This window comes from Streptococcus sp. CCH8-C6 (genome assembly GCF_001557225.1).
GTDB classification, from domain to species: Bacteria; Bacillota; Bacilli; order Lactobacillales; family Streptococcaceae; genus Streptococcus; species Streptococcus sanguinis_C.
Map to the genome: position 1 here is coordinate 128,537 of NZ_LSJN01000018.1, position 26,248 is coordinate 154,784.

The 26,248-nt window shown below is 44.9% G+C and carries 29 protein-coding genes and 2 pseudogenes; 30 read left to right on the forward strand and 1 reads right to left on the reverse strand.

Going from position 1 to position 26,248, the window contains the following annotated elements:
- Positions 1 to 15: 15 nt before the first annotated feature.
- Both AX677_RS01520 and AX677_RS01525 read left to right on the forward strand, forming a co-directional pair.
- Positions 16 to 381, forward strand: a complete 366-nt coding sequence (locus AX677_RS01520; RefSeq protein WP_060975918.1) for a nuclear transport factor 2 family protein — start codon at positions 16 to 18, stop codon at positions 379 to 381.
- A 195-nt stretch (positions 382 to 576) separates the two neighbouring features.
- The gene (locus tag AX677_RS01525; protein ID WP_060975919.1) at positions 577 to 975 is read left to right on the forward strand and encodes a hypothetical protein; all 399 of its coding nucleotides are present in this window, start codon (positions 577 to 579) and stop codon (positions 973 to 975) included.
- A gap of 93 nt (positions 976 to 1,068) precedes the next feature.
- On the opposite strand, the gene AX677_RS08915 is transcribed toward AX677_RS01525, so the two are convergent.
- Positions 1,069 to 1,239 carry a DUF3042 family protein gene (locus tag AX677_RS08915; protein ID WP_002895160.1) on the reverse strand — a complete coding sequence of 57 codons (171 nt, stop codon included), beginning with the start codon at positions 1,237 to 1,239 and terminating at the stop codon, positions 1,069 to 1,071.
- Positions 1,240 to 1,321: 82 nt separating this feature from the next.
- Between AX677_RS08915 and miaA the strand changes: the two genes are divergently transcribed.
- The 28 genes and pseudogenes from miaA to AX677_RS01660 all read left to right on the forward strand — a co-directional run bounded on the left by miaA (position 1,322) and on the right by AX677_RS01660 (position 26,247).
- Entirely contained in the window at positions 1,322 to 2,206 is an 885-nt protein-coding gene (gene miaA, locus AX677_RS01530; protein WP_060975920.1) for a tRNA (adenosine(37)-N6)-dimethylallyltransferase MiaA, read from the forward strand.
- A 31-nt stretch (positions 2,207 to 2,237) separates the two neighbouring features.
- Complete coding sequence (hflX, locus tag AX677_RS01535; RefSeq protein WP_060975921.1) at positions 2,238 to 3,476, forward strand: GTPase HflX; 1,239 nt, start codon at positions 2,238 to 2,240, stop codon at positions 3,474 to 3,476.
- A complete protein-coding gene (locus AX677_RS01540; protein ID WP_060975922.1) occupies positions 3,469 to 4,092 on the forward strand; it encodes a hypothetical protein in 624 nt (207 codons plus the stop codon). Before hflX ends, AX677_RS01540 begins: the two co-directional genes overlap by 8 nt.
- 10 nt (positions 4,093 to 4,102) lie before the next feature.
- Positions 4,103 to 5,032, forward strand: a complete 930-nt coding sequence (gene rnz / locus AX677_RS01545) for a ribonuclease Z (protein ID WP_060975923.1) — start codon at positions 4,103 to 4,105, stop codon at positions 5,030 to 5,032.
- Positions 5,033 to 5,071: 39 nt separating this feature from the next.
- Complete coding sequence (locus AX677_RS01550) at positions 5,072 to 5,563, forward strand: hypothetical protein (RefSeq protein ID WP_060975924.1); 492 nt, start codon at positions 5,072 to 5,074, stop codon at positions 5,561 to 5,563.
- Between the two features lie 28 nt (positions 5,564 to 5,591).
- Positions 5,592 to 6,347 (forward strand): SDR family oxidoreductase, encoded by a 756-nt coding sequence (locus AX677_RS01555; protein ID WP_060975925.1) that lies wholly within the window; start codon positions 5,592 to 5,594, stop codon positions 6,345 to 6,347.
- Between the two features lie 6 nt (positions 6,348 to 6,353).
- The gene (locus AX677_RS01560; RefSeq protein ID WP_060975926.1) at positions 6,354 to 7,064 is read left to right on the forward strand and encodes a class I SAM-dependent methyltransferase; all 711 of its coding nucleotides are present in this window, start codon (positions 6,354 to 6,356) and stop codon (positions 7,062 to 7,064) included.
- Between the two features lie 57 nt (positions 7,065 to 7,121).
- Positions 7,122 to 8,156 (forward strand): acyltransferase family protein, encoded by a 1,035-nt coding sequence (locus AX677_RS01565; protein ID WP_060975927.1) that lies wholly within the window; start codon positions 7,122 to 7,124, stop codon positions 8,154 to 8,156.
- Positions 8,157 to 8,220: 64 nt separating this feature from the next.
- Positions 8,221 to 8,811 (forward strand): annotated as a pseudogene (locus AX677_RS01570) (HD domain-containing protein).
- Positions 8,812 to 8,916: 105 nt separating this feature from the next.
- Positions 8,917 to 11,139 (forward strand): single-stranded-DNA-specific exonuclease RecJ, encoded by a 2,223-nt coding sequence (recJ, locus tag AX677_RS01575; protein ID WP_060975928.1) that lies wholly within the window; start codon positions 8,917 to 8,919, stop codon positions 11,137 to 11,139.
- Positions 11,140 to 11,183: 44 nt separating this feature from the next.
- Positions 11,184 to 11,315, forward strand: coding sequence for a hypothetical protein (locus AX677_RS09560; RefSeq protein ID WP_082730182.1), 132 nt, complete (start codon positions 11,184 to 11,186; stop codon positions 11,313 to 11,315).
- Between the two features lie 97 nt (positions 11,316 to 11,412).
- The gene (locus AX677_RS01580; protein ID WP_002906315.1) at positions 11,413 to 11,925 is read left to right on the forward strand and encodes an adenine phosphoribosyltransferase; all 513 of its coding nucleotides are present in this window, start codon (positions 11,413 to 11,415) and stop codon (positions 11,923 to 11,925) included.
- Between the two features lie 147 nt (positions 11,926 to 12,072).
- The gene (metA, locus tag AX677_RS01585; protein ID WP_060975929.1) at positions 12,073 to 13,014 is read left to right on the forward strand and encodes a homoserine O-succinyltransferase; all 942 of its coding nucleotides are present in this window, start codon (positions 12,073 to 12,075) and stop codon (positions 13,012 to 13,014) included.
- A gap of 8 nt (positions 13,015 to 13,022) precedes the next feature.
- Complete coding sequence (locus AX677_RS01590; RefSeq protein ID WP_002897343.1) at positions 13,023 to 13,703, forward strand: DnaD domain-containing protein; 681 nt, start codon at positions 13,023 to 13,025, stop codon at positions 13,701 to 13,703.
- Positions 13,704 to 13,770: 67 nt separating this feature from the next.
- Complete coding sequence (gene yghU, locus AX677_RS01595; RefSeq protein WP_060975930.1) at positions 13,771 to 14,559, forward strand: glutathione-dependent disulfide-bond oxidoreductase; 789 nt, start codon at positions 13,771 to 13,773, stop codon at positions 14,557 to 14,559.
- A 140-nt stretch (positions 14,560 to 14,699) separates the two neighbouring features.
- Positions 14,700 to 15,389, forward strand: a complete 690-nt coding sequence (locus AX677_RS01600; RefSeq protein ID WP_060975931.1) for a tRNA (adenine(22)-N(1))-methyltransferase TrmK — start codon at positions 14,700 to 14,702, stop codon at positions 15,387 to 15,389.
- The gene (locus tag AX677_RS01605; protein WP_060975932.1) at positions 15,376 to 16,173 is read left to right on the forward strand and encodes a Nif3-like dinuclear metal center hexameric protein; all 798 of its coding nucleotides are present in this window, start codon (positions 15,376 to 15,378) and stop codon (positions 16,171 to 16,173) included. The genes AX677_RS01600 and AX677_RS01605 overlap by 14 nt, the downstream gene beginning before the upstream one ends.
- An 11-nt stretch (positions 16,174 to 16,184) precedes the next feature.
- Positions 16,185 to 17,279, forward strand: a complete 1,095-nt coding sequence (locus tag AX677_RS01610; protein ID WP_060975933.1) for an FAD-binding oxidoreductase — start codon at positions 16,185 to 16,187, stop codon at positions 17,277 to 17,279.
- A 1-nt stretch (position 17,280) separates the two neighbouring features.
- Positions 17,281 to 17,751: an 8-oxo-dGTP diphosphatase gene (locus AX677_RS01615; RefSeq protein ID WP_060975934.1), complete on the forward strand. Its 471-nt coding sequence runs from the start codon at positions 17,281 to 17,283 to the stop codon at positions 17,749 to 17,751.
- A 22-nt stretch (positions 17,752 to 17,773) separates the two neighbouring features.
- Positions 17,774 to 18,441: pseudogene (locus AX677_RS01620) on the forward strand (ZIP family metal transporter).
- A gap of 134 nt (positions 18,442 to 18,575) precedes the next feature.
- Positions 18,576 to 19,445, forward strand: coding sequence for a glucose-1-phosphate thymidylyltransferase RfbA (gene rfbA, locus AX677_RS01625; protein ID WP_002913447.1), 870 nt, complete (start codon positions 18,576 to 18,578; stop codon positions 19,443 to 19,445).
- 4 nt (positions 19,446 to 19,449) lie between these two features.
- Positions 19,450 to 20,043, forward strand: coding sequence for a dTDP-4-dehydrorhamnose 3,5-epimerase family protein (locus AX677_RS01630; protein WP_060975935.1), 594 nt, complete (start codon positions 19,450 to 19,452; stop codon positions 20,041 to 20,043).
- Between the two features lie 169 nt (positions 20,044 to 20,212).
- Positions 20,213 to 21,259 (forward strand): dTDP-glucose 4,6-dehydratase, encoded by a 1,047-nt coding sequence (gene rfbB / locus AX677_RS01635; RefSeq protein ID WP_060975936.1) that lies wholly within the window; start codon positions 20,213 to 20,215, stop codon positions 21,257 to 21,259.
- Positions 21,260 to 21,462: 203 nt separating this feature from the next.
- Complete coding sequence (locus AX677_RS01640; protein ID WP_002909478.1) at positions 21,463 to 22,062, forward strand: hypothetical protein; 600 nt, start codon at positions 21,463 to 21,465, stop codon at positions 22,060 to 22,062.
- Between the two features lie 90 nt (positions 22,063 to 22,152).
- Positions 22,153 to 23,013 carry a GNAT family N-acetyltransferase gene (locus AX677_RS01645; protein WP_060975937.1) on the forward strand — a complete coding sequence of 287 codons (861 nt, stop codon included), beginning with the start codon at positions 22,153 to 22,155 and terminating at the stop codon, positions 23,011 to 23,013.
- 64 nt (positions 23,014 to 23,077) lie between these two features.
- Positions 23,078 to 23,710 carry a copper homeostasis protein CutC gene (locus AX677_RS01650; RefSeq protein WP_060975938.1) on the forward strand — a complete coding sequence of 211 codons (633 nt, stop codon included), beginning with the start codon at positions 23,078 to 23,080 and terminating at the stop codon, positions 23,708 to 23,710.
- A gap of 34 nt (positions 23,711 to 23,744) precedes the next feature.
- Complete coding sequence (locus AX677_RS01655; RefSeq protein WP_060975939.1) at positions 23,745 to 24,416, forward strand: MmcQ/YjbR family DNA-binding protein; 672 nt, start codon at positions 23,745 to 23,747, stop codon at positions 24,414 to 24,416.
- An 88-nt stretch (positions 24,417 to 24,504) separates the two neighbouring features.
- Positions 24,505 to 26,247 carry an ABC transporter ATP-binding protein gene (locus tag AX677_RS01660; protein WP_060975940.1) on the forward strand — a complete coding sequence of 581 codons (1,743 nt, stop codon included), beginning with the start codon at positions 24,505 to 24,507 and terminating at the stop codon, positions 26,245 to 26,247.
- Position 26,248 lies beyond the last annotated feature (1 nt).

Sequence of the window (26,248 nt, forward strand, 5' to 3'; positions counted from 1 at the left end):
TTTTGGAGGTTCCAAATGGATACAAGAACATTAGCAGAAAGCTATTTTACCGCAGTCAATAAAGGTGGCTGGGAAGATTTCGTGGCTGAACATTTTGATTATGGGATGTGTGATAGTCAGGAGATCAGACAAGGACGTGATGTTTATCTGCAAGGTGCAGGTCAATTCTATGCTTTAAGTCAGAATCTTGAAGTGAAGAAGTTATTGGTAGAGGGACGAGAAGTAGTGGCTTTAAATCGCTATCGCCTGCAGTCGCCACACGGAAATGAACTAGAGTTGGATGTGGCAGAATTTTTAAAATTTGACGAATCAGATAAATTGATTGCGTCTACTATTTACTTTGATACTCATCGTTTCCAAGAGTTTATGCAAGGGAGATAGGCATGTAGAAAAGTCACCGAATGGTGGCTTTTTCAGTAACCAATGACTTCTACAAATGCTTTATCGTATTATTTGTAAGTTTTCTTGCCAAGTGGTAAAATAAAGCCGAAATAAAATATGTTCTCCTAGAGCAATCTAATCGATTAGGAACAATTAATTTGACTGTTTTTCGTAGTCATTAAAGGAGTTGATTTTATGTCTAATACTAGGCGAGCAGTGCTAGCACTGAGCTTGGGTGTTTTGTTATTGCTAGCAGCGGGAGTTCTACTGCAGGTTCATTTTTGGAGAATGATCATTTTGCTAGGTCTATTCTTTTTTGCGGAAGTATTTATCATCTGGTACTCGGGAAGCAAGTCTAAGTCGCAGATCAATGGCAGGCAAAGCCTTGACCTCTTCTGGCTTTATATCAAAGGCTTGAAAATTTTTTATATCACACTTGTGTGTCTCGCAATTCCTTTCGTTTCTCTGTCTTCCAATCCTGCTTTCGATTTGTTTTTTGTGCTTGAGCTGTTAGTGTTCTTGCTCTTAAGCAATTATATCTTTAGCTCTCATGGTATTCAACCACCCAAGAAAGAGAGGGCTCTTAGAGTATAATAGCTTTGTTTGCAGCAGTCAATTTGATTGCTGTTTTTTTGAAAGAAGAAAAAGCCTGGAAAAAATCCAGGCTTTTTAGTGAAATGTGCAGGCTTAGTGTGCTACACGTTTGCGAGCTGCTTTTTTACGGTTTTCTTCGATGAAAGCCGCTTTTTGTTCTTCAGGTTCGATGACTTTTTTCTTGACTGCATATACTGCGCCTGCCACGGCAGCAACAGTAGCTGCAACTCCTGTAAGAACGCCTTTTCCAAATCCTTTAGCCATGTGATTTCTCCTTTTCTGAACTTTTATTATTTATGTTATAATTAATAGTAACGAAAAATCAAAATTTTTTCAAGGAAAAAAGATGAAAACCAAGATAATTGTGATAGTGGGGCCTACGGCAGTTGGAAAAACAGCTCTGAGTATCGAGGCAGCCAAGCGCTTCAATGGCCAAATCATCAGCGGTGACAGCCAGCAGGTCTATCGTGGCTTGGATATTGGCACGGCTAAGATTCGTCCTGAAGAGCAAGAGGGCATTCCCCATCATCTGCTGGATGTGAGGGAGGTTGGCGAGAGCTACTCTGCCTATGATTTTGTGACTGAGGCAGCTCAGGCTATTCGTGAGATTGCGGCTCAAGGTCAGCTTCCCATCATTTGCGGTGGCACAGGGCTCTATATCCAGAGCTTGCTCGAGGGCTATCATCTGGGCGGCTCCGTTCCTCACGAGGAGATTCTGGCCTATCGGGCGCAGCTGGATAGTTGGTCGGATGAGGATTTGTTTAGGAAAATAGCAGAGCTGGGTATCGAGATTCCCCAGCTGAATCGACGCAGGGCTATGAGGGCGCTGGAGATTGCCCATCTGGGTGGTCAACTAGAAAACAATCAACCTGATTATGAAGCCCTGCTGATTTGCCTAGATGATGAGCGACAAAAACTTTATGAGCGAATCAATCAGAGAGTAGATCTGATGATAGAAGATGGTCTCTTAGAAGAAGTCCGTTGGCTTTTTGAGAAAGCTCCGACCAGTCAAGCCAGCAAGGGTATCGGCTACAAGGAACTTTTCCCCTACTTTGAAGGTCAGATGAGCCTAGAAGAGGCAGTGGACAAGCTCAAGCAGAATACCCGTCGTTTCGCCAAGCGCCAGCTGACTTGGTTTCGCAACCGGATGTCCGTGACCTTCTATCAGGTGGGAAATCCTGACTATAAAAATCAGGTCATGGAGGACATCAAGAATTTTCTGGACAAGTAGCTGGCTGACCAAGTCTTAGTAAGGATATGAGATGATAGAAACAGAGAAAAAAACGGAGCGTGTCTTTTTGGTCGGTGTGGAGCTGGCAGACACAGAAAATTTTGACCTATCTATGGAGGAGCTGAAAAGCCTAGCTAAGACTGCAGGGGCTGAGGTAGTCGGCTCCTATAGCCAGAAACGGGAAAAGTATGACAGCAAGACCTTTGTCGGATCTGGCAAGTTAGAAGAAATCCGACAGATGGTTGATGCCGAAGAGATTTCGACCGTTATTGTCAATAACCGTCTGACACCTCGCCAGAATGTCAATCTAGAGGAAAGCTTGGGGGTCAAGGTCATTGACCGTATGCAGCTGATTTTAGATATTTTCGCCATGAGGGCTAGGAGTTATGAGGGCAAGCTGCAGGTGCATCTGGCCCAACTCAAGTACCTCCTGCCTCGCTTGGTTGGCCAGGGAATTATGCTCAGCCGTCAGGCAGGTGGAATTGGCTCCCGCGGTCCTGGTGAAAGCCAGCTGGAGCTCAATCGACGCAGTGTCCGCAATCAGATTCATGATATTGAGCGCCAGCTCAAGGCGGTTGAGAAAAATCGAGCAACCGTTCGTGAAAAACGGCTGGAATCCAGCATTTTCAAAATCGGCCTCATCGGTTATACCAATGCGGGCAAGTCTACAATCATGAACAGCTTGACCAGTAAGAGCCAGTATGAGGCCGACGAACTCTTTGCGACGCTGGATGCCACGACCAAGAACATCAATCTCAGTGGTCAGCTCAATGTCACGCTGACGGACACAGTTGGCTTCATTCAGGATTTGCCGACAGAGCTGGTATCCAGCTTTAAGTCGACTCTGGAAGAGAGTAAAAATGTCGATTTGCTGGTCCATGTTATTGATGCTAGTGACCCTCATCATGAGGAGCACGAAAAGACCGTCCTTGACATCATGAATGAGCTGGACATGCTGGATATTCCCCGGCTGACTCTCTATAACAAAGCGGACAAGGCGGAGCATTTCACTCCGACCCTGACTCCTTATTCTTTGATTTCGGCTAAGGCGGACAATAGCAGAGCTCTTTTGCAGCAAGTCCTGCTGGAGCGGATGAAAGAGCTCTTTTTGCCTTTTACCATCAAGGTAGCACCGGCTAAAGCTTACAAGATTCATGATTTAGAGAAAGTCGCGATTATGGGGAATCGAGAATACATAGACGATGTCGAAACCATTTCAGGCTGGATTGCCGAGAAAAACAAATGGAAGCTGGAAGAATTTTATGATTGATTATATTGACTTGGCCCTCAAATACGGTGGTTTTACTAGCCTAGATAGGGTTTACTTAGAGCAAGTATTGGCTGGCCTGACAGAAGAGCAGAAGCTGAGCTTTATCACACCACCGCCTAGCGTTATCAATGCTTACTTTGCTGAGCTTTATCAAAAGAAAAGTCCGGAAGCCGCGACAGCCTATTTTTTAGAGATTAGCCAGGCGCTGGACTTGTGGAATGCGGAGCCTAGCTTTGTAGAAAATAAACCTTTTGTACGGCTTAATCTTTCTGGCAAGTCCTATGGATTTTGCTATGAGAGCGAGGAAGTCGGCTTGGTCTTTCCTGAAAAGCCAGAGCCAGTAACAGCCGATTTACTCTTTGAAATTGCCCAAGTCTTTCCACAGTACTTGGTCTACGAAGAAGCTGGGAGAATAAAAACGGCACCTCTCAAAACTGAATCTCAAGTCGTGGACAGTCAGGCGCTTACTGCTTTGACCGATTGGCAGCAGCTAGCGGATGGCGGTCAGAGAGTTCTGGGCTACAATCAAGATGAAGTCAGTCAGCTGGCTCAGTCCTATGCTGGAAAAAAATACTACCACTCGCAGAATCGCTCTGCCATGATTTATATCATTTAGAAAGAAAAACATGCAATTACAATTTTTAGGAACCGGAGCCGGTCAGCCCTCCAAGGCTCGCAATGTGTCCAGCCTTGTCCTCAAGCTGTTGGAGGAAATCAATGAGGTCTGGATGTTTGACTGCGGTGAAGGTACCCAGCACCAGATTTTGGAGACGACGATTAAACCGCGCAAAATCAGCAAGATTTTCATCACGCATCTGCATGGCGACCATATTTTTGGCTTGCCGGGCTTTCTATCCAGTCGTTCTTTTCAGGCTAATGAAGAACAGACAGACCTAGCAATTTATGGTCCCAAAGGCATTAAAAACTTTGTCCTGTCTAGCCTGCGCGTGTCTGGTTCTCGTCTGCCTTATCGGATTGATTTTCATGAGTTTGATGAAAACAGTCTGGGCAAGATTTTGGAAACAGACAAGTTCATTGTTTATGCGGATAAGCTAGACCACACGATTTTCTGCGTGGGCTATCGGGTGATGCAGAAAGATTTGGAAGGAACGCTGGATGCTGATAAGCTACGAGCAGCGGGTGTTCCCTTTGGCCCCCTCTTTGGCAAGGTCAAGAATGGTCAGGATATCGTCCTAGAAGATGGGACCAAAATCATCGCAGCCGACTATATCTCAGCTCCTCGTCCGGGCAAGACTATTGCTATTCTGGGTGATACTCGGAAGACTGCTACAAGCGTTCGCTTAGCAGTGGCAGCAGATGTGCTGGTTCATGAAGCAACCTATGGCAAGGGAGACGAAAAATTGGCCCGTAACCACGGTCATTCTACCAATATGCAAGCCGCAGAAGTAGCCAAGGAAGCTGGTGCTAAGCGACTCCTGCTCAATCATATCAGTGCTCGCTTTCTAGCCAAGGACATCAGCCAAATGCGTCGCGATGCCAGCGCTGTCTTTGAAAAGGTCCATGTGGTCAAGGACTTGGAAGAGGTGGAGATATGATTTTACAGTCTCGGACAGTTTCGTTGAGAGGAAAATAAGATGACAGTTGAAAATCGTTTATTTGATAAAGCTGATTGGTATTTTGAGGATGCATTAACCAACTATATTTATAGTTATAACTTAGAAAATGAAGAATTAACACAAGATGATTACCGGGAGGTTCATCGTTGGGCTGCGAATCATATTGGCTTCTTCGTTACTTGGCTCATCCAGCATGATGCAAAGGAAATGATGATTCCTGATGAAGAAACATCATTTCAAAGTGTCAAAGACGAGCAAACTTTGGGTGTAGATTATGTTCTAGACTTGTGTGACGGAAAATTAGGAACAATGGATATCAAAAAGGATTTTCAGGCTTTTGTGAACGATTATTATGAACATCAGTATATGAAGGATTACTCCAAATTTGTAGTCGATGACTTGTACGACCTACCTTTGGAATTTTTAGGTAGCTGGGAGGATTATCATCTTTTTGCTCCTGTCATTGATCAAGCCTATGCTGACTATTTAGCTGGAAAAAGATTTCATTAAAACGATCAACACTTTGAAAGGGATAGAGATGCGCACCATCATCATCACAGGGGCTAGCGGTGGGCTGGCTCAGGAAATGGTTAAGCTCTTGCACCATGACCGACTGATTTTGGTCGGACGGAGCAAGGCTAAGCTGGAAAAACTATATGGAGAAAGGGAAAATCTTGACCTAGTGGAGCTAGATATTACAGATAGCTCAGCTTTGGAAAGATTTGCTGAGCGGATTGACAACCAATACGGCCAAGTCGATGTCCTAGTTAATAACGCTGGCTATGGAATTTTTGAAGAATTTGACAAAATCAGCTCAAATGATATCGAGGTCATGTTTGAAGTCAATACCTTTGCCCTGATGAATCTGTCCCGTATCTTTGGAGCTCGCATGAAGCAGGCAGGGCAAGGACATATCGTTAATATCGTTAGTATGGCTGGCCTCATTGCAAGTAGCAAGTCTAGTCTTTATTCAGCGACCAAGTTTGCAGCGATTGGTTTTTCCAATGCCCTGCGTTTGGAACTCCTGCCTTTTAGGGTTTATGTCACGACGGTGAACCCAGGTCCTATCAAAACAGCCTTTTTCGATCAGGTAGATCCTGATGGTTCCTATGTAAAAGCAGTCGACAAATATATTCTTGAGCCTGACTTTGTAGCGAGCAAAATTGTCAGCTCCTTTGGCAAAATGAAGCGGGAAATTAATCTACCTGGGATTCTCAATCTAGCGCACAAGCTTTATACCCTTTTTCCAAGAATTGCCGACAAGATGGCAGCCAATATGTTTAACTATAAATGAGGTTTTATGACAGCTAATCTACAAGCCTACAAGGCTCATCTGCAGGCGCCTTGGGGAAAACTTCAGTATGATATTATTTTTGCCTTTCTTGAGTCACTTAAGGGCCAGAAAATTCTTGATTTCGGCAGTGGTTTTGGGATTGTGGCTGATTTTCTAGCGGAAAAAAACCAAGTGACCGCCATCGAGCCAAGCCCAGAGATGATCGCCGAGCGCAAGCAGGACTTTTCCTATGAGCAATTGCAAGGCAGCTTGGATCTTCTGCAAAAATTACCTGACCAGTCTTTTGATGTCATCGTATGTCATAATGTCTTAGAGTATGTATCTAACCCTGCTCTTTATTTAGCAGAATTTTCCCGCCTCTTAAAAAAGGACGGCAAAATTTCTCTGGTTAAGCATCACGAGGTTGGACGAGTTATGCATACGGTAGTTTTTGAAAATGACCCAGAAAAGGCCCAGCACCTTTTGGCGGGTCAGGAATATCAAACCCACAGCATGGGAGCTGCAAAGGTCTATCAGATCCAAGATGTGATTTCAGGTCTTCCATTAGAAGTTGAGGATTATCAAGGAGTACGAATTTTTTATGGGCTGCAATCCAATGACTACAAAACTGCCCCTGATTGGGCTGAAAAGATGCTTGAGATGGAGCTGGTTGTCTGCAACCAATCTCCTTATCGGGACATCGCTGCCTTTCAGCATGTTTGGCTAGTCAAGTCCTAAATTGAATGAAAAAGTGTTCATTTACATCTTAAACAAACCTCGTAAGGAGAAAGCTTGATGCAAAGGAGAGGAGTCATAGAGCCAGAGCAACCTGTCAATTATGCCCTGCTCAGCCTTTTTCAATATATTGCTTCAGTTTTAGTGATTATGGTCCATTGCCAGAGGCTTTTTGAACATGAAACCCTGCATTTTGTTCAAAAGAGTATGTTTGGTCGCATGGCAGTGCCGTTCTTTTTAATTTCTTCAGCCTATTTTTTCCGAGTACGCTGGAAGCAAGAGCCTCAAGACGTGAAACTGACTCTGTATATTAAAGGTATTTTAAAGGTCTATGGCTTTTGGAGCTTGGTCTATCTCCCCTATGCTTTGACTTACTTCCAATCTCTGCACTGGCCTCTCTACCTAGCTCCGCTGGCTATTCTAGCAGCGCTCTTCTACATCGGAATGAGCTACCAGCTCTGGTATATTCCTGCCTTTCTCTTAGGTTTGCTGCTAGTCCATTTTTTGTATAGGAAGTTGGGTCCCAAGAAAACATTTGCCCTTTTGTTAATTCTCTACGCCTTAGGTGCTATTGAGACTTATCACGCCTATCTGTCGCCTAGTCTGCTGACAGACTGGTACGATGTCTATGCCAAGCTCTTTTTCACTAGCAGGAATGGCCTCTTCTATACGCCCATTTTTATCTATTTAGGCTACTTTCTAGCTGATTACGGGCAGATAGCCTTATTTCAGAAGAAGCGCTGGCTGTCTCTTCTGTTGGCAAGTCTTTTCCTAGTAGGCGAAGGAGTGCTGGTTTACATGAGGCAGGGACTGGATAAAAACTTTTTCTTTGCTCTCATTCCCTTTACGCTCTTCTTATTCAATTGGCTGTTAAAAACTCAGTGGAAGCGCGAAAAAAACTGGCGACATTTAAAAGACCTAAGTATCCTTTATTTCTTCCTCCATCCTATCTTTATTGAGTTATCTTTCTTTCTGCTCAAATCCCAGCAGCTGACCAAGTGGGAAAATGGCCGTTGGGCCTTCCTTCTGACGATTATCCTGACCCACCTGGCGTCAGAGTTGGTGATTCGATGGCGAGGGAAGAAAATCATATAGAGCGTTAAGAGCAACTATCAATTTTGAATAGAATTAACTATAAAACATTTCAAAGGAGTTCCACATGCTTGAACGTCTACAGCAGCAGTTAGCTTTTACCAATGAGCTGGAAAAGCTGAAAGCCACTCATCGCAACAATCGGACCTTGGATGCCTATCGTTTTGAGAATTCTGCAGAGCATAGTTGGCAGGGAGCGCTCATGGCGCTAGTCTTTCGAGAATATATCCCTGAAGAAGTTAATCTGGAAAAGGTCATGTCTATGTTACTGATTCATGATTTGGGCGAAATATATGCTGGCGATACCTTTATCTTTGACGATGTGGGCAAGAGCGATTCTTACGATAGAGAGTTTGAGTCCTTGAAAATCAGTTTAGACAAGCTGCCGTCAGATCAGCAGGATACCTTTTTAAAGCTCTGGCAGGAATTTGAGACCGGCATTAGCATAGAGGCTAAATATGCCCGAGTGCTGGATGCTCTGGTTCCCCTGCTCAATCACTTGGAAGTCGCTTAGCCCCATGACAATCCTCATAGCCTGACCAAGTCGCAGGTCATCGCTAAGAAATCCTTTATCCAAGAAACCTCTTTAGCTCTTTGGAAATTAGCTCAGGAAGTTATTGATAAAAGCGTTGCTAAGGGACTTTATCTAGATGAGTGAGGCTGAGGGCATTGTTTGTAGATAGAAAGTTTGAGACTGGTTGAACCAGTCTTTTCATGTTATAATATTCAGACAAGATTGAACGGAGAAAGTGTCTCACTTATCATGATTAGCTCAAAATACGACTGGCAGTTTGCCACAAATTTTACAGACGAAAAATTTTTAAAAAAGGCTAAGAAAGCTGGATTAGAACCCGCCGCTGCCAGTCTCCTTTACCAAAGAGGTGTGCAGACTGAAGAAGCTTTGCTGGAATTTTTGGAGCCTAGTTTAGACCAGCTTCACGACCCTTATGACCTGCATGATATGGAGCGGGCAGTGGAGCGCATTCGCTCAGCGATTGAGAATTACGAGCAGATTTTGATCTATGGTGATTATGATGCTGATGGGATGACCTCGGCATCGATTGTCAAGGAAGCCTTGGAGCAGCTGGGGGCTGAGTGTCAGGTCTACCTGCCCAATCGCTTTACGGACGGCTATGGTCCTAATAGCAGCGTTTACAAGTATTTTATTGAAAATCAAGGCATTTCGCTCATTATTACAGTAGATAATGGAGTGGCGGGCCTTGAAGCTATCGATTTGGCCCAGTCGCTGGGGGTGGATGTCATCGTGACAGATCACCACTCCATGCCTGAGGAGTTGCCAAATGCCTATGCGATTGTTCATCCGGAACATAGCGGTGCGGATTATCCTTTCAAGCATTTGGCTGGCTGTGGAGTGGCTTTTAAGTTGGCAACAGCCTTACTGGAAGAAGTCCAAGTCGAACTTTTGGACTTAGTGGCCATTGGTACCATTGCCGATATGGTCAGTCTGACAGGGGAAAATCGTATCTTAGTCAAATATGGCCTCTCCGTCCTCAAAAATACTCAGCGAGTAGGGCTTCAGGAACTCTTCAAAATCGCTGGCATTCAGCCAGACGAACTGGATGAAGAAACGGTTGGCTTCCAGCTTGCTCCCCGACTCAACGCCTTGGGACGGCTGGATGATCCAAATCCAGCAGTTGAGTTTTTGACTGGCTTTGATGACGAAGAAGCTCGTGACATTGCTCTTATGATCAACCAGAAAAATGACGAGCGCAAGGAAATCGTCCAGCAGATTTATGAAGAAGCACAAACCATGCTGGATCCTAAGAGACCAGTGCAGGTGTTGGCTAAGGAAGGCTGGAATCCTGGTGTGCTAGGGATTGTCGCTGGGCGCTTGTTGGAAGAGCTGCACCATCCAGTCATAGTGCTTAATATCAAGGATGGCATCGCTAAGGGCAGCGCCCGCAGTATTGAAGCAGTCAATATCTTTGAGGCCTTGGACAGTCACCGTGATCTCTTTGTAGCCTTTGGCGGGCACGCTGGAGCGGCTGGGATGACTCTTGAAGCAGACAAACTAGCAGAGCTATCTGATATCCTGACAGCCTACATCTTAGACAATGATTTGGATTTGACTGGTAAAACTGTTCTGTATTTAGATGAGGAGCTGCGTCTGCCAGAACTGACCCTGGATACACTCAAAAGTTTTGAAAGACTGGCTCCTTTTGGTATGGATAATAAGAAGCCACTTTTTTACCTCAAGGACTTTAAAGTGGACAATGCTCGGACTATGGGAGCTGGCAATAGCCATCTCAAGCTGAAAATTTCTCAGGAAGATGCATCTTTTGAAGTAGTAGCTTTTGGGCAAGGAAACCTGGCGACAGAATTTGCCCAAACCAAGAATCTGGAGCTGGCTGTCAGCCTCTCTGTCAATAAATGGAATGGACAGACCAGTCTCCAGCTCATGCTGGTAGATGCCCGTGTAGATGGGGTTCAGCTTTTCAATATCCGCAGCAAAAATGCGACGCTGCCTGACAAGGTTCCTGTCTTGCGTTTCACAGAGGAGTTGCCGGATTTGACAAATAGCAGAGCAGTTGTGGTTTATGACCTTCCCAATGATTTGCAGGACTTGAAGAAGCTTCTTCAGTCTCAGGATTTTGAAGCGATTTACTTTAAAAATGAGATTGCCAAGCCTTACTATCTGACAGGCTGTGGTACTCGTGAGCAGTTTGCCAAACTCTACAAGACTATCTATCAGTTCCCCGATTTTGATGTACGCTATAAGCTCAAGGACCTAGCAGCTTACCTGAAAATTGATCCTATTCTCTTGGTCAAAATGATTCAAATTTTTGAAGAGCTGGGCTTTGTCAGCATCAAAGAAGGCGTCATGAAGGTCAATAAGGAAGCTGAAAAGAAAGAAATTGACAGCAGTCGTATTTACCAAGACCTCAAGTGCCTAGTTAAAGAACAAGAACTCATGGCACTGGGCACCGTGCAGGAGATTTATGATTATTTGATGGAAGTAGACTGAAAATTGTGCAGCTAATCTCCTTAAAAAGTGAATGACTTGGATCTATGGCTCAGCATGTTAGGGAAAAGGAAGTTTCGCTCTTTGAGTTGACAGAAGAAATTATAAAGAATAACCAACTCTATCTCAGCCTCAATATGGTGGTCTATAAATGGATCAGACATGATTTTTCAGATTAAATAATAGATACCAATAAAAAGTAAGTTTTTATCTTACCATTTGGATGAAAAAGTGATATAATAGAGAGTAAAAAATTTTTTTGAAAGAAAGTATATCATGAATTTAAAAGACTACATTGCAACAATCGAAAATTATCCAAAGGAAGGCGTGACATTCCGTGATATCAGCCCATTGATGGCAGACGGAAATGCATATAGCTACGCTGTTCGTGAGATTGTTCAGTATGCGACAGACAAGAAGATTGACATGATTGTTGGACCGGAAGCTCGTGGCTTTATCGTGGGCTGTCCAGTTGCCTTTGAGTTAGGAATCGGCTTTGCTCCGGTCCGCAAACCTGGTAAGCTTCCTCGTGAGGTTATCTCAGCTGACTATGAAAAAGAGTATGGTATGGATACCTTGACCATGCATGCGGATGCTATCAAGCCAGGTCAGCGCGTTCTAATCGTAGATGATCTCCTTGCGACTGGTGGAACAGTGAAGGCGACGATTGAGATGATTGAGCGCCTTGGCGGTGTAGTAGCTGGATGTGCCTTCCTTATTGAGCTGGATGAGCTCAAGGGTCGCGAAGTTATCGGCGATTACGACTATAAGGTTCTGATGCACTATTAATACATAGTTTTTAGCTATATCTAGTTAGAGAAAAAGTATAATTGAAAACTATATCTCCTTTCAGTATAATGAAAGTACATTGGATAAACAAAGAATAGGCTGGAAAAGTATTTCCAAGCCTTTCTGACGATTGAAGGAGATATTTTCATGCCAATTAAGATTGATAAGAAACTGCCAGCTGTTGACATTTTAAGTTCTGAGAATATCTTTGTCATGGATGACGACAGGGCGGATCATCAGGATATCCGACCTCTGAATATTTTGGTACTCAATCTCATGCCACAGAAAATGGTAACGGAGACTCAGATACTGCGCCACTTGGCTAATACTCCGCTGCAGTTGACGATTGACTTCCTCTACATGAGCTCTCATCAGTCTAAAACGACACGTGCAGAGCATATGGAGACTTTCTATAAGACTTTTGATGAGGTTAAAAATCGCTATTTTGATGGCTTGATTATTACTGGTGCGCCGGTAGAGCATCTGCCTTTTGAAGCGGTGGACTACTGGGAAGAGTTCCAGCAGGTGATTGAATGGTCCAAGACCCATGTCTTTTCGACTCTGCATATCTGTTGGGGAGCTCAGGCTGGACTTTATGCTCGCTACGGCGTTGACAAGCACCAGATGACACGCAAATTATCGGGTGTCTATAGCCAGTCGGCTGACAGCAGTAATCTGCTTTTCCGTGGCTTTGACGATGAGTTTTATGCGCCGCATTCCCGTCATACGGAAGTTCTGAAGGAAGATATTGTCAATATGACTAATCTGGAAATTCTCTCATATGGTGAAGATACTGGCCTCTCTGTGCTGGCTAGCCGGGACTTGCGAGAGGTGTATAGTTTCGGTCACATGGAATACGACCGCGATACTTTATCTAAGGAGTATTTCCGCGATTTGAAGGCAGGGAAGAATCCACACATTCCAGAGAATTATTTTAAAAACGATGATGTCCATGCGACACCGGCCTTACGCTGGAGTTCAGCTGCTGCACTCTTTTTCAGCAATTGGGTCAATTATGCTGTCTATCAGGAGACGCCTTTCGACTGGGAGAGTCCTGAAAATGATGTATCGTTTTTTGCTTATCTATAAGAGGTGACATGACTTATTTATCAGCTTTTAAATCGGGCAATCTAGTAATCCCGAGTGCCCTTCTTTTACATTTTAAGGACATCTTTGATTCCAGCGATGATTTCTTGGTCTGGCAGTTTTTCTATCTGCAAAATACGACTTCCTTGGAAGAGCTGGCGCCCAGTCAGATTGCGGAGCATATTGGCAAGACCCTGTCAGAAGTCAATCGCTCTATGTCCCATCTGACAGAGAAAGGTCTCTTGCAGTATAAAACCATTGAACTGAATGGAGAGACAGAGGTTATCTTTGATGCTTCACCGGCTTTAGAAAAGCTGGATGAACTGCTGGCAGCCAAAAGTGGTCCGCAGACTGTTGCAAAGGCGCCTCAGAATGTTTTGAAAGACTTGGTGGAGACCTTCCAACAGGAGCTGGGCCGTCTCTTGACACCCTTTGAAATTGAGGACTTGACCAAGACTGTCCAAGACGATAAAACCAATCCTGACTTGGTCAAGGCTGCCCTTCGTGAGGCTGTGTTTAATGGCAAGGCTAACTGGAAGTACATTCAGGCTATCTTGCGCAATTGGCGCAAGGAAGGCATCACCACACTTGCTCAGGTAGAAGCAAAGCGGGAAGAGCGCGAAGCAGCTAACCCTCAAAATGTGACAGTTTCAGATGATTTCCTCAATGCCATGAATTTGTGGAAGGACTGACTTTATTTGATTTACAGCGGCCTGTTAGATATGACAGGCCCTTGGTTTTATAAAAAAGGAGAAAAGTATGACCTATCAATTACCAAAAGTCTGGTCTGCTGCGGACAGCGACCAAGGAAAATTTTCAGGTATCAATCAGCCTACTGCTGGAGCGCGCTTTGAGCAGAAGCTTCCTGTCGGTAAAGAACCTTTTCAGCTTTATTCACTTGGGACTCCTAATGGAGTCAAGGTGACGATTATGCTGGAGGAACTACTGGCATCGGGTATCACTGAGGCAGCCTATGACCTCTATAAGATCAGCATTATGGACGGCGACCAGTTTGGCTCAGATTTTGTGAAAATCAATCCCAACTCTAAGATTCCGGCCTTGTTAGATCAGTCAGCTGATAAGCCGATTCGTGTCTTCGAGTCAGCCAATATCCTACTCTATCTAGCAGAGAAGTTCGGAAAGCTGTTTCCTTCAGATTTGGCTGGTCGGACTGAGGTGCTCAACTGGCTCTTCTGGCAGGCAGGAGCGGCTCCTTTCTTGGGTGGCGGATTTGGTCATTTCTTTAACTATGCACCAGAAAAACTAGAATATCCTATCAACCGCTTTACGATGGAAGCCAAGCGCCAGCTGGATTTGTTGGACAAAGAATTGGCCAACAAATCTTATATTGCTGGAGATGACTATAGTATTGCTGATATTGCTATCTGGTCTTGGTATGGGCAGTTAGTACAGGATAAGCTCTATCCAGGCGCAGCTGAGTTCTTGGATGCCACCTCCTACAAACACCTATCTGCTTGGGCGGAGAAGATTGCAGCTCGTCCGGCAGTTCAGCGCGGTTTAGCTGCCGAGTATCAAGAAATCAAATAAAAAAGTGATGGTTAGAACACCCCATCACAAAGTGGCGAGATAAAATCAGTTTATCAACAGGCTGATTTTTCTTTCGTTGCTTTTTTTATACCCTTAAAAATGATATACTGAATAGAAGAATGTTTAGAAAAGAGTAAACAATGCAAAAAAAAACTATTTCCCAACGCTTGGAGCGAGTAGCTGCTTTTGTGCCGGAGGGGGCAAAGTTGCTGGATGTTGGCAGCGATCATGCCTATCTGCCTATTTACCTGATTCAACAGGGACGGATTGAGAAGGCTCTGGCCGGAGAAGTGGTAGAGGGGCCTTTTCAGTCTGCTCAGAAAAATGTGGCGGAGCATGGACTGACGGAGCAGATTGTGGTTCGCTTGGCCAATGGTCTGGCAGCTTTGGAAGCGGGAGATCAGATTGACACCATCGTTATCGCTGGCATGGGTGGTCGCTTGATTTCAGAGATTTTGGAAAATGGCAGAGCTAAGCTTGCGTCTATTTCCCGTTTGATTTTGCAGCCCAATAACCGAGAAGATGAGCTTCGCAGCTGGCTGGTATCTAACGGTTTCCGTTTGCTGGCTGAGGATATCTTAGAAGAGGCGGGGAAGTTTTATGAAATCCTAGTAGCAGAAGCTGGCCAGCAAACTTTGACAGAGCAAGAAAAGCGTTTTGGTCCTTTTCTGATGAAGCAACAGTCACCTGCTTTTCAGCTAAGATGGCAGAAAGAACTGAAGAAACTTGAAGGAGCACTGGCTCATATCCCAGAAAAGAATGAGCTGGAACGCTCTGCTATGTCCCAAAAAATCGAAAATATCAAGGAGGTACTCCATGCTAGCAAGTGAAATCATCGCCCGTTATGAAGCCTATTGCCCGCAAGAACTGTCCATGGAGGGGGATATTTCAGGCCTGCAAATCGGGACTTTGAATAAGGAAGTGGACAAGGTTCTAGTGGCGCTGGATATTCGTGAGCAGACGGCGGCGGAGGCTATCGAGGCAGGTGCTGGATTGATTATCGTTAAGCATGCGCCTATCTTTCGCCCGCTCAAGGACCTAGTGGCGGATAAAGCGCAAAATCAGATGATTTTAGACCTCATCAAGCATGATATTGCTGTCTATGTCAGTCATACCAATATTGATGTTGTGGAGGACGGGCTTAACGACTGGTTCTGCCAACTTCTTGAGATTGAGGAGACAAGTTTTCTCAGTCAGACGGGGCCAGAACATGGTATTGGCCGCGTGGGGAAGATTGCTCCTCAGACCTTTAGGGGCTTTGCGGCTAAGGTCAAGGCCGCTTTTGGACTAGATAGTTTGCGTCTGGTCGCTTATGAAGAAGCAGATCTCGAACGAGTGATTGAGCGTGTGGCTATTTGTGGTGGCAGCGGTCAGTCCTTTTATCCGGAGGCCATTGCCAAGGGAGCGCAAGTCTACATAACAGGTGATATTTACTATCATACAGGTCAGGATATGCTGACAGAGGGGCTTTTGGCGCTGGATCCTGGACATCATATCGAGATTCTTTTTACGGAAAAATTAAAAGAAAAGTTTGAGTCTTGGAAAGCCGAAGAGGGCTGGGAGATTGAGATTCTAGCTAGTCAGGCTTCGACCAATCCTTTCCGACATATTTGAGAGGGAGCGACATGAAAAAAGTAGCAGTAATTGGTGCTGGGATTGTCGGTTCAACAGCGGCTTACTATCTGTCCAAATCACTAGATGTGGAGGTGACTGTCTTTGATGACGGCAAGGGGCAGGCAACCAAGGCAGCCGCTGGCATTATCAGTCCTTGGTTTTCCAAGCGTCGCAACAAGGCTTGGTACAGGATGGCGCGTTTGGGCGCTGATTTTTATCAAGACTTGATTGCGGATCTGAAAGCGGCTGGAATCCAGACAGACTTTTACCAACAAACAGGTGTTTATCTGCTGAAAAAGGATGAGAGCAAGCTGCAGGAGCTTTATGATTTGGCTGCTAATCGTCGTGAAGAGTCGCCCTTAATAGGGGACTTGAGTCTTCTCAGACGTCAGGAAGCCCAGAAGAAATTTCCAGACTTGCTAAGTTTTGAGCGACTTCTCTATGCTTCCGGCGGTGCTCGGGTGGAGGGAGCGCTCTTGACGGAGACGCTTCTGAAAGCCAGCAAGGCAGAGTTAGTTGAGAAAAAGGTAAGCTTGACAGTAGAAGGAGAGCAACTTCTGGTGGATGGTCGTAGCTTTGACTGTGTCATCTTAGCTGTTGGGGCTTGGTTGGGAGAAATCTTGCGGCCGCTGGGCTATAAGACAGATGTTCGGCCGCAAAAAGGACAGCTACGTGATTTCAGGCTGGCTGAAAAGACGGATGACTACCCAGTTGTTATGCCTGAGGGTGAGCTGGATATCATTCCTTTTCTGGCAGGCACGGTCAGCGTCGGTGCCAGTCATGAAAATGATCAGGGCTTTGATTTGACGGTAGATAGGACATTGCTGAATCAGTTGCAGCAAGAAGCGGAAACTTATTTGCCAAGGTTGGCTACTGCAGAGATTTTAGGTGAGCGCGTGGGAACACGGGCCTATACTAGTGACTTTGCGCCTTTCTTTGGAGCTGTGCCAGAATTGCAACATGTCTACGCTGCTAGTGGACTAGGATCTTCTGGTCTGACAACTGGCCCGCTCATCGGACGCCAATTGGCCCAAATGGTTTTAGGAGAAGCAGGACTGCTGAATCCAGCTGACTATCCTATCGAGCGGTATGTGAAGAAGGTTTGATATGACAGAAACTATTTTGAATTGGGTCAATATTTGTGTAAAAAAAGATGATGAAATTTTACTGCTTAATCGCCAGCATGATAACTTTAAAGGGTGGATACAACCAGGCGGGAAGGTGGAGTTTCCAGAATCTTTCTTCGAAGCTGCAAGGCGCGAATTAAAAGAAGAAACGGGGCTGACTGCTCTAAATATGGAATTGAAGGGAATTTCAGGCTTCACCAATCCAAGTAAAAAAGAACGATATGTGTATTACGATTTTCTTTGTACTGCCTTTGAGGGGCAAGTCAGGGGAAACAATCATGAAGGGGAACCAAAATGGTGGAAGATTTCTGAACTTGGCCAAATAGACATGCAGAACGACATACGTGAACGTCTGCCTCTCTACTGGCGGAAAGGATCTTTCGAGCGGATTCATTACTGGAATGAGGAAAAACACTGTATCGGGGAAACCAAGACGATTTTGTATGATTGATTTTAGAGAATAGGGAGAAGTTATGGACTGGTTACGATCGCAGCCTGTAGTTATGCAGGCATTCTTGGCTGGGCTTTTTACATGGGGATGTACCATTGTGGGCTCTGCTGTTGTATTTTTCTTTAAAAAGGTCAGTCGCAAGTTGCTGGATATTATGATGGGCTTTGCGGCAGGCGTCATGATTGCGGCTTCCTTTTGGTCGCTTCTGGCACCGTCGATTGAATATGCGCAAAGTTCTTATGGCAAGCTGTCCTGGCTGCCTGCAGCAATTGGTTTTTTAGTGGGAGGTTTTTCCTACGTTTGATTGATGCGGTGGTGCCTCACTTGCACTTGAGTAAAGACATTTCGGAGGCCGAGAGTGTTCCTGAGCATAGCCGAAAGAAGCTGTCTAAGACGGCTCTGTCCATTCCGATTAGGACGGACGGCAAGTCGTCTCGGCTTAAAGCCTTTTACTGGGGTTCCATGTCTGCGATTGTAGAGCCAATCGGGGCTGTTCTGGGGGCAGTTGCTGTTATGGTCATGACAGCGATTCTACCCTATGCCCTTTCCTTTGCGGCGGGTGCTATGATTTTCGTGGTGGTAGAGGAGCTGATACCGGATCCGCAGACCAATGGCAATACAGATGTGGCGACTTTAGGTCTCATGGTGGGCTTTGTTCTCATGATGGTTTTAGATGTGGCTTTGGGTTGATGCCAACTTAGAATCAAAGAGTGGAAGAAAGCGGAATTTCCACTCTTTTTCTTTTATTTAAGGGTAATGAAAAGGATGACATTCGCTTTCAAAAATGGTAGAATAAGGAGAATACATTAAGAGAGGAAACTCATATGAAAGGTATTATTCTTGCAGGTGGTTCTGGTACACGTTTGTATCCATTGACCCGCGCTGCGTCAAAACAGCTCATGCCGGTTTATGACAAACCCATGATTTATTATCCACTGTCAACTCTCATGCTGGCTGGTATCAAGGACATCTTGATTATCTCCACTCCGACGGATCTGCCTCGTTTTGAGGATCTGCTGGGTGACGGCTCTGAGTTTGGCATCAAGCTATCATATGCTGAGCAGCCAAGTCCAGATGGACTGGCACAAGCCTTTATCATTGGTGCGGATTTCATTGGAGATGACCGCGTGGCGCTGATTCTTGGGGATAATATTTATCATGGACCAGGTCTGAGTAAAATGCTCCAAAATGCTGCTGCTAAGGAAAAAGGAGCAACTGTTTTTGGCTATCATGTCAAGGATCCAGAACGTTTTGGTGTAGTAGAATTTGATGAGAATATGAATGCTATCTCCATCGAAGAAAAACCAGAACAGCCACGCTCTAACTATGCAGTGACAGGACTGTATTTCTATGATAACGATGTTGTAGAAATTGCCAAGAACATCAAACCAAGTCCTCGCGGAGAATTAGAAATTACAGATGTTAACAAGGCTTACTTGGAACGTGGTGATTTGTCTGTTGAGCTTATGGGACGTGGTTTTGCTTGGTTGGATACAGGAACTCATGAAAGTCTCTTAGAGGCAGCTCAATATATCGAAACGGTTCAGCGTATGCAGAACGTTCAGGTGGCAAATCTGGAAGAAATTGCTTATCGTATGGGCTATATTACTAAAGAGCAAGTGCATGAATTGGCGCAGCCGTTGAAGAAGAATGAATACGGACACTATCTCTTGCGCTTGATTGGAGAAGAATAAGAAGATGACGGAACAATTTTTTGATAAGGAATTAGCAGCGCGTGAGGTTCCCGGAATCCCTGGAATGCTGGAATTTGATATCCCTGTACGCGGGGACAACCGAGGCTGGTTTAAGGAGAATTTCCAAAAGGAAAAAATGCTGCCGCTAGGCTTTCCTGAAAGCTTCTTTTCAGAAGGAAAACTGCAAAATAATGTCAGCTTTTCTCGAAAAAATGTCCTGCGTGGCCTTCATGCTGAACCCTGGGACAAGTACATCTCTGTTGCAGATGACGGTAAGGTGCTGGGAACTTGGGTAGACCTGCGTGAGGGTGAGACCTTTGGAAATACTTACCAGACAGTGATCGATGCCAGTAAGGGTATTTTTGTGCCACGTGGTGTAGCCAACGGCTTCCAAGTCCTTTCTGACACGGTTTCTTATAGCTATCTAGTGAATGACTATTGGGCTTTGGAACTCAAACCCAAGTATGCCTTTGTCAACTATGCAGACCCAGCTCTGGGAATCCAGTGGGAAAATTTAGAAGCAGCAGAAGTCTCAGAAGCAGACAAGAACCATCCACTACTTAAGGATGTAAAACCATTAAGAAAAGAAGATTTGTAAAAGAAAATTCTTTTCTGATTTATTAATTGATACTAAAATATATGATTTAGCTCAGCTCCTATCCGAGAGAAGCGAGTGGAAGAATTGATTGCCAAAGTGATATAAAGTATATAATAGAATGTCTATCTTGTTACATGACAGGCAATCATAAAAATATTAAGGAATAAAAATGACTGAATACAAAAAAATTATCGTGACTGGTGGAGCTGGATTTATCGGTTCTAACTTTGTCCACTATGTTTACAATAACTTTCCAGATGTCCATGTGACAGTGCTGGACAAGCTGACCTACGCAGGTAATCGTGCCAATATCGAAGAGATTTTAGGCGACCGTGTTGAGTTGGTTGTTGGAGATATTGCTGATGCAGCCTTGGTAGATAAGCTGGCAGCTGAAGCTGATGCTATCGTTCACTATGCGGCAGAAAGCCACAATGATAACTCGCTCAATGATCCAAGTCCATTTATCCACACCAACTTCATTGGAACTTACACACTTTTGGAAGCAGCACGTAAATACGACATTCGTTTCCACCATGTGTCAACTGACGAAGTCTATGGGGACCTGCCTCTGCGTGAAGATTTGCCAGGTCATGGCGAAGGACCAGGTGAGAAATTTACTGCTGAAACCAAGTACAATCCAAGCTCACCTTACTCATCAACCAAGGCAGCTTCAGACTTGATCGTTAAAGCTTGGGTGCGCTCATTTGGTGTGAAAGCGACTATTTCTAACTGTTCAAACAACTATGGACCTTACCAACACATCGAGAAGTTCATTCCGCGCCAGATCACCAATATCCTGAGCGGTATCAAGCCAAAACTCTACGGTGAAGGTAAAAACGTTCGTGACTGGATTCACACCAATGACCATTCATCAGGTGTTTGGACGATTCTGACCAAGGGACAAATCGGTGAAACTTACTTGATTGGTGCTGATGGTGAGAAGAATAATAAGGAAGTTCTGGAGCTGATTCTCAAGGAAATGGGACAGCCAGCTGACGCTTATGACCATGTGACAGATCGTGCGGGTCACGACCTTCGCTATGCTATTGATGCCAGCAAGCTCCGCGATGAGCTAGGATGGAAGCCAGAGTTCACCAACTTTGAAGCGGGTCTCAAAGAGACGATCAAGTGGTACACGGACAACCAAGACTGGTGGAGATCTGAAAAAGAAGCAGTCGAAGCCAACTATGCTAAGACTCAGGAAGTAATTAAGTAAGAATAGGCTATCTATGATGAGCCTTGTAAAACTAGCGCTATGTGATTGAGAGGCTGGGATTATCTGTCCCAGCCTTTTCTCACAGGATTGTTAGCTTTTTAATATGTTTGTTACAGAAAATTATGCAAAAATAGTGTAAAATAAGATAAATCCTTGCTGTGTTTTTGGCTAGAGGGATTTTCTCAAATTAAAGGAATACAAACATGAAAATGGTAAAAAGAGTAGTGGGAATTGCTTTGGTGCTGTTGCTTGCAGCGGTGCTGTTTCTGGTTCCTGCATCTGTTAATCAAAGTGAACAATTAAAGAATGTTCAAGGCAGTGCTTCCTGGATGAGTATTATTGAGCCAGCTTTGAGCAATGCCAATGTAACGGCTCAGGGAGTCAGCACAGAGGTTTCTCTCAATAGCGTCCAGCTTAATCAGGTGCTCAAGTCTTCTTTGACTGACTCTGAGAATCAGGAGCTACTGAATAGTGTTTACAGCATTGAAGGCAATAAGCTGCGCATCCAGTATCCAGTCAAACTGCTCTTCATTGGCAGTAAGCTGGACCTAGAGGTGGATGTGACGGTGAGGGATAATGTCTTGCACATCACAATTGATAGTGCCAAGCTAGGCTCTCTTCCTATCCCTAAATCTTGGGTGACAGGCATGCTGAAGCAACAAATGCAGGCCTCTAATTCATCTATCACAACGGAGGGAGATAGTTTCCTTCTAGCTCTGCCGCAGAGTCAATTCAGCATTAACAAGATCAGCTTCCAGAACGGTGCTGCTAAAATCCAGTTCAGCATGGGTTATGGAATCTAAAAAAGAAAACTTCATTTGAGGAGGAGTCCTTCCGAATCAAATGGAGTTTTTATACTATTATTTGAGCAATAGCATTGTGAGGGGGAGAAGATGCCTATTCCTAATATCCAGCAAGAGGAGCTGATTGTTATTGATGACAATCTGCGTTTGCGGGCCTATGATGGCCAGTTTGAGTTAGCCTTAGATTGGCACCAAGATCCAGATACGATTTATATGATTGATGGCAGAAGAGACCCCTATCCGCCGGAGCGAGTTCAAAGGATGTATGAGTATTTGGCTTCGCGAGGTGAAGTGTATTTTATTGAGGTTTGGGAGACGGAGTGCTGGCTGGCCATTGGGGATGTGACCTTTTGGAAAGATGATTTGCCTATTATCATTGGAAATGCGGACTACCGTAGGAAAGGAGTTGGCAAGAAAGTTCTTTCTGCTTTGATACAGCGCGCACGCAATCTAGGCTATCAGAAACTAACAGTTCAAGAAATTTATGATTTCAATCAGCCCTCTTGCAGTCTATTTGAGTCGCTTGGTTTCTATCCAACTCATGCTAGGGAGAGAGGTAGGTACTATACACTTGATTTGACCTTGCCCATAGCGCAGATCCAGCCCAGTCAGTTCTACCTTTCACGGGAAAAGCTGGACAGGATTAGCATTGATTTTGACCAACAAGAACTTGAAGCTTTACCTGTCAAGCGCATGGATGGAAAAGTTTTCTTTACTGATGGACATAGCAGAGCCTTTAAGGCTTATCAGGCTGGCCTCTCTCATATTCCCATCTATTATGATAGGGACGAGCTTAACTGGGACTTTTATCGATACTGTGTTCAGGCTTGTCAAGAAAGAGGTATCTTCTCGATAGCTGATTTACAGAACCGCATTTTGTCCAAGGAAGACTATCAGATCCATTGGCTTGATTGGTGTAAAAGAGAAGCTAGAAAATTTGATAAGAGCTGATATCGCGAAGCTCTTGTGTTATAATAGATAGAGGGAATCAATATATTAAATCAGAGGTAAGATGATGCTTTATGAATTTTGTGCTGAAAATGTAACCTTGTTAGAAAAGGCTATGAAGGCGGGAGCACAGCGGATTGAGCTCTGTGATAACCTGGCTGTCGGTGGTACGACGCCCAGCTATGGCGTAATTCAAGCAGCGGTTGACTTAGCCAAGCCTTACGGTGCGACTGTGATGACCATGATTCGGCCTCGGGGCGGTGATTTTGTTTACACTGATCTTGAAATTGAGATTATGCTGGCAGATATCCAAAAAGCCAAGGAAGCCGGCAGTCAGGGAGTGGTTTTTGGTGTCTTGACGGAGAAGAACGAAATAGATGTTCCGAAGATGCAGCGCCTGCTGGAGGCATGCAAGGGACTGGAAGTAGTCTTCCACATGGCTTTTGACGCGATACCCGCTGAATACCAGTTTGGCGAAATGGACTGGCTGATTGAGAACGGTGTCCAGCGAATTTTGACCCACGGAGGACCTGCCAGTGAGCCGATTGAGAAGCATTTTGCTTGGCTGGATGAGTTAATCGAGCATGCTGCTGATCGGATTGATATCATGCCGGGCGGTGGCATTCATCTGGGCAATCGTCAGCAAATTATAGACCGTCTGGCAGTTGACCAGCTGCATGGAACTAAAATTGTATTTTAAGGAGGAGTAAGCTGCGCTAGCAGCGGCTAAGTAAATGTTGGAATTATTTGAAAAATACAAGTCTAATCCAAATAAGCTTCAGACTTACGGTTTTAAGGAGTCTGATGGAGTTTACCATTTCTCGCAGAAGATTATGAAGGGTGACTTTCGCTTGGAGGTGACTATCAGAGATGGGAAGCTGGACTATCAGGTTTTTGATTGTGATACTGATGACGCCTATCTGCAGGTCAAGATGGAGCAGGTGATGGGGGAGTTTGTCGGTCAGGTTCGTGAAGCTTGTCAGGCAGCTCTTTTGGCTATCCGTCAGCACTGTTTTGACGAGGTTGGCTTTCTCTATGAGCAGAGTAAGCGACTGCGGGATCATGCGGCTGAGGTTTATCAGGGGCAAATAGAGTACCTCTGGGAGAAGTCGTCCAGAAAGAGCTCGACCAAGGCTGGAGTTTTCCGCCACCAGGACAGTAAAAAATGGTATGGGGCTTTTCTGACCACAGACTGGTCTAAGTTTGAAGCAGAGCGGAGCGGCGCTATTGAGGTGCTAAATGTTAAGAATGATCATGTAGCAGAACTGATTCAGAAAAAGGGGATTTATCCAGCCTTTCACATGAATAAGAAATATTGGCTCAGTCTGCCCTTGGATGATACCCTGAGTGATCAGGAAATCTTTGATTTACTGGCTGTAAGTTACCAGCTGACAGATAAAAAATAAAATCGAAAACACAGCGCTCCAATCCGCTGTGTTTCATTTTTCCTCAAAAAACAGTATAATAAAAAGACTAGTAAGAATAGGAGAAATTATGAACCTCATTAGAAAATTAGCCTGGTTTTTTAAGTTGGAAAAGCGGCGCTATATCATCGGTATCTTGGCCTTGTCCTTGGTCAGTGTCTTCAATCTGATACCGCCCAAAGTCATCGGTCAGGTTATTGACCGAATTGCTAGCAAACATCTGACTTCTCAAGAGCTGCTCTTTAATTTGCTGTTGCTGATTGCTTCAGCTTTTATCATGTATGGTCTGCGCTATGTCTGGCGCCTTTATATCTTAGGGACGTCCAATAATCTGGGTCGGATTCTGCGCTCTCGATTGTTCGAGCACTTTACTTACATGTCTCCCTCTTTTTATCAGAAATATCGGACAGGGGACTTGATGGCTCATGCTACAAATGATATCAATGCAGTTGTCAGTCTGGCTGGTGGTGGAGTCATGTCAGCTGTAGATGCTTCTATTACAGCCCTGGTGACCCTGCTAACTATGTTTTTCGTTTTGGACTGGCGGCTGACTTTGATTGCCATTGTGCCCATGCCCTTCTTGTCATGGGGCACAGGCTTGATTGGTCGAAAAAATCATGAAAGTTTTAAGGCTGCTCAAGAGGCTTTTTCAGATTTGAACAATAAGGTTCAGGAGAGCGTTTCAGGGATTCGAGTGACCAAGTCCTTTGGCTATCAAGAGGCAGAGACTCAGTCTTTTGCACAGACCAATCAGGAAGTCTACGAAAAAAATGTTTTGGCTGCCAAGTACGATTCTCTTTTTGACCCCTTGGTTTTGCTTTTTATCGGTCTTTCTTATGTTTTGACCTTGATTTTCGGTGGGATTTTTATCTCCCAAGGGCAGTTTACCATAGGAGAGTTGGTTACTTTTATCACTTATCTGGATATGCTGGTTTGGCCGCTGCAGGCTACAGGCTATCTTTTTAACATCGGCCAGCGAGGTGCTGTTTCCTATGAACGGATTGAGAAACTGTTGGCTCAGGAGTCAGATGTCAAGGAAGCTGAACAGCCTCTTTCTCATGCGGAAAATGGTCGATTGGATTATGACATTCAGAAATTTGCTTATGCAGAGGAGACTAGTTTATCGGATATTCATTTTTCCATTGAGCAGGGACAGACACTGGGAATTGTCGGTCAGACGGGCTCAGGGAAGACCACTCTTCTGCGCTTGCTGCTGCGGGAGCAGGATATTCAGGAGGGGGCTATCTATCTGAATGGCCATGATATCCGGGAGTACCGCCTCAAAGACTTGCGCCGTCTCATCGGCTATGTACCACAGGAACAGATGCTCTTTGCTCTGTCCATTCGGGATAATATCCGTTTTGCTAATCCCCAGCTGACAGATAGCCAGGTTCTAGCTGCCGCTAAACTATGCGGTGTGTATGAGGATATTCAGGCTATGCCAGAGGGGCTGGATACAGTTGTTGGTGAGCGGGGCTTGTCCTTATCTGGCGGGCAGAAGCAGCGCTTGGCGATGAGTCGGGCTATTATTACCAATCCTGAAATTCTGATTTTAGATGATTCCCTGTCGGCTGTTGATGCCAAGACGGAGCATCTGATTTTAGAAAATCTAAAGTCAGAGCGTGCTGGCAAGACAACCATTATCACAGCTCATCGGCTGTCAGCCTTGGTGCATGCAGACCTGATTTTGGTCATGGAAGAAGGACGTATCAAGGAGCGGGGCACCCACCAAGAGCTATTGGAGCAAGAGGGCTGGTATGCCCAGACATATCATAATCAGCAACTGGCAGAAAGCTTGAAGGAGGAAGATTAAT

Excerpts from the sequence above, each read along its gene's own strand:
- AX677_RS01520 (WP_060975918.1), top strand. The coding sequence starts at position 16 with ATGGATACAAGAACATTAGCAGAAAGCTATTTTACCGCAGTCAATAAA.
- AX677_RS01525 (WP_060975919.1), top strand. The coding sequence starts at position 577 with ATGTCTAATACTAGGCGAGCAGTGCTAGCACTGAGCTTGGGTGTTTTG.
- AX677_RS08915 (WP_002895160.1), bottom strand. The coding sequence starts at position 1,239 with ATGGCTAAAGGATTTGGAAAAGGCGTTCTTACAGGAGTTGCAGCTACT.
- miaA (WP_060975920.1), top strand. The coding sequence starts at position 1,322 with ATGAAAACCAAGATAATTGTGATAGTGGGGCCTACGGCAGTTGGAAAA.
- hflX (WP_060975921.1), top strand. The coding sequence starts at position 2,238 with ATGATAGAAACAGAGAAAAAAACGGAGCGTGTCTTTTTGGTCGGTGTG.
- AX677_RS01540 (WP_060975922.1), top strand. The coding sequence starts at position 3,469 with ATGATTGATTATATTGACTTGGCCCTCAAATACGGTGGTTTTACTAGC.
- rnz (WP_060975923.1), top strand. The coding sequence starts at position 4,103 with ATGCAATTACAATTTTTAGGAACCGGAGCCGGTCAGCCCTCCAAGGCT.
- AX677_RS01550 (WP_060975924.1), top strand. The coding sequence starts at position 5,072 with ATGACAGTTGAAAATCGTTTATTTGATAAAGCTGATTGGTATTTTGAG.
- AX677_RS01555 (WP_060975925.1), top strand. The coding sequence starts at position 5,592 with ATGCGCACCATCATCATCACAGGGGCTAGCGGTGGGCTGGCTCAGGAA.
- AX677_RS01560 (WP_060975926.1), top strand. The coding sequence starts at position 6,354 with ATGACAGCTAATCTACAAGCCTACAAGGCTCATCTGCAGGCGCCTTGG.
- AX677_RS01565 (WP_060975927.1), top strand. The coding sequence starts at position 7,122 with ATGCAAAGGAGAGGAGTCATAGAGCCAGAGCAACCTGTCAATTATGCC.
- recJ (WP_060975928.1), top strand. The coding sequence starts at position 8,917 with ATGATTAGCTCAAAATACGACTGGCAGTTTGCCACAAATTTTACAGAC.
- AX677_RS09560 (WP_082730182.1), top strand. The coding sequence starts at position 11,184 with ATGGCTCAGCATGTTAGGGAAAAGGAAGTTTCGCTCTTTGAGTTGACA.
- AX677_RS01580 (WP_002906315.1), top strand. The coding sequence starts at position 11,413 with ATGAATTTAAAAGACTACATTGCAACAATCGAAAATTATCCAAAGGAA.
- metA (WP_060975929.1), top strand. The coding sequence starts at position 12,073 with ATGCCAATTAAGATTGATAAGAAACTGCCAGCTGTTGACATTTTAAGT.
- AX677_RS01590 (WP_002897343.1), top strand. The coding sequence starts at position 13,023 with ATGACTTATTTATCAGCTTTTAAATCGGGCAATCTAGTAATCCCGAGT.
- yghU (WP_060975930.1), top strand. The coding sequence starts at position 13,771 with ATGACCTATCAATTACCAAAAGTCTGGTCTGCTGCGGACAGCGACCAA.
- AX677_RS01600 (WP_060975931.1), top strand. The coding sequence starts at position 14,700 with ATGCAAAAAAAAACTATTTCCCAACGCTTGGAGCGAGTAGCTGCTTTT.
- AX677_RS01605 (WP_060975932.1), top strand. The coding sequence starts at position 15,376 with ATGCTAGCAAGTGAAATCATCGCCCGTTATGAAGCCTATTGCCCGCAA.
- AX677_RS01610 (WP_060975933.1), top strand. The coding sequence starts at position 16,185 with ATGAAAAAAGTAGCAGTAATTGGTGCTGGGATTGTCGGTTCAACAGCG.
- AX677_RS01615 (WP_060975934.1), top strand. The coding sequence starts at position 17,281 with ATGACAGAAACTATTTTGAATTGGGTCAATATTTGTGTAAAAAAAGAT.
- rfbA (WP_002913447.1), top strand. The coding sequence starts at position 18,576 with ATGAAAGGTATTATTCTTGCAGGTGGTTCTGGTACACGTTTGTATCCA.
- AX677_RS01630 (WP_060975935.1), top strand. The coding sequence starts at position 19,450 with ATGACGGAACAATTTTTTGATAAGGAATTAGCAGCGCGTGAGGTTCCC.
- rfbB (WP_060975936.1), top strand. The coding sequence starts at position 20,213 with ATGACTGAATACAAAAAAATTATCGTGACTGGTGGAGCTGGATTTATC.
- AX677_RS01640 (WP_002909478.1), top strand. The coding sequence starts at position 21,463 with ATGAAAATGGTAAAAAGAGTAGTGGGAATTGCTTTGGTGCTGTTGCTT.
- AX677_RS01645 (WP_060975937.1), top strand. The coding sequence starts at position 22,153 with ATGCCTATTCCTAATATCCAGCAAGAGGAGCTGATTGTTATTGATGAC.
- AX677_RS01650 (WP_060975938.1), top strand. The coding sequence starts at position 23,078 with ATGCTTTATGAATTTTGTGCTGAAAATGTAACCTTGTTAGAAAAGGCT.
- AX677_RS01655 (WP_060975939.1), top strand. The coding sequence starts at position 23,745 with ATGTTGGAATTATTTGAAAAATACAAGTCTAATCCAAATAAGCTTCAG.
- AX677_RS01660 (WP_060975940.1), top strand. The coding sequence starts at position 24,505 with ATGAACCTCATTAGAAAATTAGCCTGGTTTTTTAAGTTGGAAAAGCGG.